We start from the raw sequence: 5942 nt of genomic DNA, 5'->3' as shown, positions 1-5942 counted from the left end.
AACCTTTTCTTACTCTGGAACTTTCGTTAGGATATCCATATGCCTGCGACCACTAAATTTTAAGCAATTTGAATGAAAGGCTGAACTACTCTTGTAGCACCATTTAGGCGATGTGGGTGCTATGTAATGTAATGAAGTAGCATCCGACAATAGCCGACACAACTATAAATTATAGTTTATTTTTTTTCTGACCATTGATAAGGGTGGTGGGGAGTTGTGGAAATAAAACGGCTTTTCTTAAATGCAGAAACGTTCAAATTATCACGAACGCCTATGGTACTGGCTATTTTACATAACGTTATTATAGGGGGCTTGACCCCGTTAGCCCGATAGGGACTATAATGCCACGTTATGTAACTTAGCTTACGCCAATTTTAGTACTGGCATAAGCGAACCCTTCGGCAGGCTCAGGACAAGCTTTGATGGTAGTTGGAGTGTAGCGTTTTTTTGCTTGTGAAATGAGGAGGCTTGCTCTTTGCTTAGTAAGGAACGAAACTAAGCAATGTGCAATAAAGCCGACGAATGAACATTGCAAAAAATATGACAGTATAAAATGGCGGCAGTACCATAGATTAGAATGGAGAAACCTTCAATTTAGTCGTAACTTAAAAGCCGATTTCTTGGGATAAGAAGGTGTAATTTTATATCTTGCGAATTCATTCAACATTATTATGTATGTCTAATTTGATTAATTTAAAGGTATTTAAAGAGTTTGTAAAATCGAGTAATTTTGGAGGATTCCTCCTTTTTTTATGTGTTATTATAGCCTTAGTAATAGCTAATTCTCCTTTTAGTGATACGCTTAAGAATTTGCTAACCTATGAATTTGGTATAGAAAATAATTGGATTCATTTAAAATATAGCACAAGTATGTGGATTAATGATGGGTTAATGGCTATATTTTTCTTACTTGTAGGCTTGGAAATCAAACGTGAAATAGTAGAAGGAGAATTATCATCCCCTAAAAAAGCTGTTTTACCAATTTTGGCAGCAGTTGGTGGAGCTATTGTACCTGCGCTGATATATGTATTGTTTAATAAAGGTCTAGATACCGCAAGTGGATGGGGAATTCCTATGGCAACAGATATTGCTTTTGCATTAGCTGTAATATCATTATTAGATAAGCGTATACCATTTAGTTTAAAGATATTTTTAGCTGCTTTAGCAATTGTAGATGATTTAATTGCGATTCTAGTCATTGCATTATTTTATTCTTCAGGTATAGATGTGCATTATTTATTATACGCGGGTGTAGGTTTGGCTATTTTAGTTGTAATGAATAGACTTAATGTTAAAAATTCATATCTTTATCTTATTCCAGGTTTATTTATTTGGTATTTTGTACATCATTCTGGAATACATGCTACTATAGCGGGTGTATTAGTAGCTATGACTTTACCGACAAATGATACTGATGAAGAATCACCGCTAGAACGATTAGAGCATGCTTTAGTAAAGCCTGTCAATTTCCTAATCATACCTATTTTTGCTTTTGCAAATACTAATATAACTATTGTAAATGAAATGCTAGAAGGATTAACTGCTCCATTAGGATTGGGTATTGGAATGGGCTTAATACTTGGTAAACCACTAGGAATTGTAATGAGTACTTTTCTCTGCTACAAATTTGGAATAGGTCAGTTACCTGAAGGAAGTAATTTTAAACATATAATAGGTTTAGGTTTATTAGCTGGTATTGGATTTACTATGTCTATATTTATTTCAAACTTATCTTTTACGGATACAGTTTTAATTGAAGAAGCAAAATTGTCAGTCTTGTTAGCATCAATAATTTCTGGAATATTAGGTTACATAATTTTGAGAAAAAGTAATAAATAAAATTAACGATGCTTACACGCTTTTTTTGTTCTAGAATTTTTAATCTGCTAACTAAATGGAGTTTTATTGTTGCAATTGTAACCATCATTGCTATGTTAGGATTTGGTTTTCCTAAACATTATCATCCATATGTTAATTTATTTTTTGCTACTATTTTATTTTTGGGAATTATTAAAACAGTTGTTAAATACTTTTATATCAAAGATAAAATCATAGCAAGAGTTTTAATTTTCGATCTATTAAGTGTTTTATTTATTACGTATTGTATATATATACAATTTACCGAATACTCTATACATTTTGTTAGTAAGTATATCTTATTTGCAATAATCTTAAAACTATTACGCGAATTTGCTACACCAAATTTTACATTTAAAAGAAGTTACATAACACCACCCCAACTTTTTATAATAAGTTTTATTGGATTAATAATATTAGGAGCTTGTTTGTTATTATTGCCTAAAGCAACTAAAACCTCAATAACTTTTTTGGATGCATTATTTACCTCAACTAGTGCTGTATGTGTTACAGGTTTAAGTGTTATGGATGTTTCTCAGGTTTTTACTACATTTGGTCAATTTATTTTATTACTACTCATTCAATTAGGTGGTTTAGGGATTTTAACATTTGCAGCTTATATCGCATATTTTTTTAAGGGAAATAGTTCTTTTGAATATCAAATTACTTTAGGAAATATTTCAAATAATGATGCCTTTAGCGAGGTGTTTTCTTTTATTAAACGTATAATTTATCTAACATTCAGTATAGAATTGATAGGTGCGGTTTGTATATATTTATCTTTAGATCAATTAGAGATTAGCTTTTTAGACAAGGCTTTTCATTCTTTATTTCATTCTATATCGGCGTTTTGTAATGCTGGTTTTTCTACTTTACCAAATGGATTGATGCATGAAGTAACTATTTATAATTATCCATTGCAAATAGTTGTAATATTACTTATATTTTTAGGAGGAATAGGGTTTCCTATTTTAGTAAATATACTTCGCTATTTTTCTTATTTTATTACCAAAACTATAGCAAGTATATTTCATAATCGTAAAGAACAAAAAAGTTGGGTATTTTCATTAAGTTCAAAAGTAAATTTAATGACTTCATTGATTATTCTTTTCATTTCTACGATTATTATATATTTTGAAGAATTTTATTATACGCTTAATAATCATACAGGAATAGGCAAATTTGTATCTGCTACATTCATTAGTATGACCACACGAACTGCTGGGTTTAATACGATAGATTTTTCGCAATTGCAATTCTCTACAATTATCATGATATTACTCTTGATGTGGATTGGTGCCTCACCTACCTCTACAGGTGGTGGGATAAAAACAAGTACCTTTGCCATTGCTATTTTAAATTTTATTAATATCGCAAGGGGGAAACAAAACATTGAAATATATAACCGAAAAATCAGTGATTCTATAGTGCAAAAGGCATTTGCAACAATAACATTGTCTTTTCTAGTTATAGGAATTGGAGTATTTTTAATTTCAAAGTTTGATTATCAATTACCATTAATAGACATAGCATTCGAAGTATTTTCTGCCTATTCAACAGTTGGATTATCATTAAATACTACTCCATTATTGAGCGATCCTAGTAAGATAGTATTAATTATAATTATGTTTATAGGACGAGTTTCTATGATCACCATTTTAACAGCATTTTTTAAGAAAACCATATCTTCTCGTTATTCATATCCTACGGGGGATATTTTAATATAAAATACATGAAATTAATTATCATTGGATTAGGGAATTTCGGAGCATCATTAGGTACTAAAATGACAGCTTTGGGGCATGAGGTGATTGGAGTTGATACCAATATGGAACGTGTAGAATCGTATAAAGATAAATTGTCACATACTATTTGTTTGGATGCAACCGATGAAGTTGCACTTAATAAATTACCTTTGAATAACACTGATATGGTGTTAATTACTATAGGTGAAAATGAAGGCTCTAATATTATGGCGACAGCTAATTTTAAAAATAGAAAAGTTAATCGTTTAATAAGTCGATCAATAAATAATGTCCACGAAAATGTATTACATGCCATAGGTGTAGATCAAATTATAAGACCTGAAGAGGAATCTGCCGAACGTTGGACTAAAAAACTAAATACAAAAGGAATTATAGATTCTTTTGAACTTAATAAGGAATATAGTATCATAGAAGTTATAGTACCCAAAGAACTTGTAGGATTAAGTTTTGATGAGATTCAATTTAAAAAGAAATACAATATATTGGTAATGACTGTTATTAAAAATAAACAAGAAACAAGTTTTTTAGGTCAATTTAAAATAGTACCACAGGTACAAGGATTTCCATCGTCAACAACAGTACTTGAACGTGATGATGTTTTAGTAATTTATGGATCAAATAATGATATTTATAAATTTATGCGAAAATATTACTAATCAGAAAATAGAATTGATAAATAATTTTAATACTTATGTGAAACACAATGAACAAGATCTATCAATTATTTAATCTACAAAGTGGAGAAGAAGATAAGAATAAAGTTAAAGAAGACGTACAAAGCAATATATCATTTAAAGGAGCTAATCTATGGATTTTAGCTTGTGCGATATTAATTGCATCTATAGGATTAAATGTAAATTCCACAGCAGTCATTATAGGAGCTATGTTAATATCACCATTAATGGGTCCAATAGTCGGTTCTGGTTTTGCATTAGCTACGTATGATTTTTCTTTACTTAAGCGATCAGCCAAAAACTTATTTATTGCTACAATAGCTGGACTTATCGTATCCTGTATATATTTTTATCTAAGTCCATTTAAAGATGTACAATCCGAATTACTTGCCAGAACATCACCCACTATATATGATGTGCTTATCGCATTTTTTGGTGGAATCGTTGGTGCAGTATCCATAACACGTGTAGAAAAAGGGAATCCTATACCAGGTGTAGCTATTGCTACTGCTTTGATGCCACCATTATGTACAGCAGGTTTTGGATTGGCTACACTAAATTTTAAATTTTTAGTTGGAGCTTTATATTTGTATAGTATCAATTGTTTTTTCATTGCGTTGTCTACGTTTATTGTTTTAAAATATTTAAAATATAAACCAGTACAAACTCAAAATCCTTCATTGGATAAAAAAGTTAGAATAAGCATTTCAGTAGTCATGAGCTTACTGATTATACCAAGTTTTTACTTAGCGTATAACTTGCTTCAAGAAAAGAAATTTACGCAGAATGTAGAAACGTTTATTCAAAATGAATTTTTAAATAATGGGCATACCGTAATTTATAAAAATGTCAATTTCAGAAGTAAGCCTAAAAAAATAGAACTTGCTTTCTTGTCTCAACAATTAGATAGCTTAGAAATAGCACGATATAATACCAAATTGGAAGATTATGGTATTAATAATACAACGTTTACTGTTCGACAAAATAACGCAGATTTAAAACAAGAAATTTTAAGTGAACTCAATAAAAACCAAAGTGATATAACAGAAAAGGATTTGAAAATACAGCAACTTAACGAATTGCTAAAAGCTAAAACATTTGGAGATAGCATACTGGAGAAAGAAATAAAAATTTTATTTCCAGATATTAGTCAAATTTACTTTGGTACACTCAATCAATATTCAGATAGTATATCAAATAATAAAATAATTCTTTACCAATCAGAAAAGTTAATTGATGAAAATAAATTGCAACAATGGATAGAAACAAAGTATGCAACTAAAAATATAATCATTCAGAAAATGTAATACTATTTATTTAATTATTTGAGAAAAGACATACATCATTTCGGTTGCTATTTCGATACTTCGTTGTTGGTAAACTTCTGTTTGATTGGTAGTACCATCCGATATTTTAGGATCTTCGTAAGTTATTGGGATTCGCTTTTCTGCACCTGCAATGAAAGGACAACCATCATCTGCTTGGGAGCAAGTAAGAATAGCTACAAAGTTTGAAATTGGATTGTATGCATCATCATACTTCTTAGAAAATCCTATAATTGGTAAACAATTTTCATCAAATTTTATGGCATAAATAGGATTATTACTATCTGCAATTTTAAAGATTTGAAAGCCTTGATTGCTTA

General features: G+C 30.0%; 4 protein-coding genes and 1 pseudogene. 4 read left to right on the top strand and 1 reads right to left on the bottom strand.

Annotated features, from left to right (window positions below; genetic code table 11):
• The first annotated feature begins 675 nt into the window (after window positions 1-675).
• The 4 genes from nhaA to N5E64_RS15270 are packed head-to-tail and all read left to right on the top strand — an operon-like array spanning window position 676 to window position 5604.
• On the top strand, window positions 676-1839 hold the full coding sequence (gene nhaA / locus N5E64_RS15285; RefSeq protein WP_280038253.1) for a Na+/H+ antiporter NhaA: 1164 nt from the start codon (window positions 676-678) through the stop codon (window positions 1837-1839).
• Window positions 1840-1847: 8 nt separating this feature from the next.
• Complete coding sequence (locus N5E64_RS15280; RefSeq protein WP_280038252.1) at window positions 1848-3584, top strand: TrkH family potassium uptake protein; 1737 nt, start codon at window positions 1848-1850, stop codon at window positions 3582-3584.
• Between the two features lie 5 nt (window positions 3585-3589).
• Complete coding sequence (locus tag N5E64_RS15275) at window positions 3590-4279, top strand: TrkA family potassium uptake protein (protein ID WP_280038251.1); 690 nt, start codon at window positions 3590-3592, stop codon at window positions 4277-4279.
• A 47-nt stretch (window positions 4280-4326) separates the two neighbouring features.
• Window positions 4327-5604, top strand: coding sequence for a DUF389 domain-containing protein (locus tag N5E64_RS15270; RefSeq protein WP_280038250.1), 1278 nt, complete (start codon window positions 4327-4329; stop codon window positions 5602-5604).
• 6 nt (window positions 5605-5610) lie between these two features.
• On the opposite strand, the pseudogene N5E64_RS15265 reads toward N5E64_RS15270, so the two are convergent.
• A pseudogene (locus N5E64_RS15265) lies at window positions 5611-5942 on the bottom strand (protein-tyrosine-phosphatase); the annotation flags it as partial.

Origin of the sequence: Empedobacter sp. GD03739 (assembly GCF_029843245.1) — a bacterium.
In the GTDB taxonomy this organism is placed as follows: Bacteria; Bacteroidota; Bacteroidia; order Flavobacteriales; family Weeksellaceae; genus Empedobacter; species Empedobacter falsenii_B.
This window is presented reverse-complemented; position numbering and strand designations above follow the sequence as displayed.

Excerpts from the sequence above, each read along its gene's own strand:
- N5E64_RS15270 (WP_280038250.1), top strand. The coding sequence starts at position 4,327 with ATGAACAAGATCTATCAATTATTTAATCTACAAAGTGGAGAAGAAGAT.
- nhaA (WP_280038253.1), top strand. The coding sequence starts at position 676 with ATGTCTAATTTGATTAATTTAAAGGTATTTAAAGAGTTTGTAAAATCG.
- N5E64_RS15275 (WP_280038251.1), top strand. The coding sequence starts at position 3,590 with ATGAAATTAATTATCATTGGATTAGGGAATTTCGGAGCATCATTAGGT.
- N5E64_RS15280 (WP_280038252.1), top strand. The coding sequence starts at position 1,848 with ATGCTTACACGCTTTTTTTGTTCTAGAATTTTTAATCTGCTAACTAAA.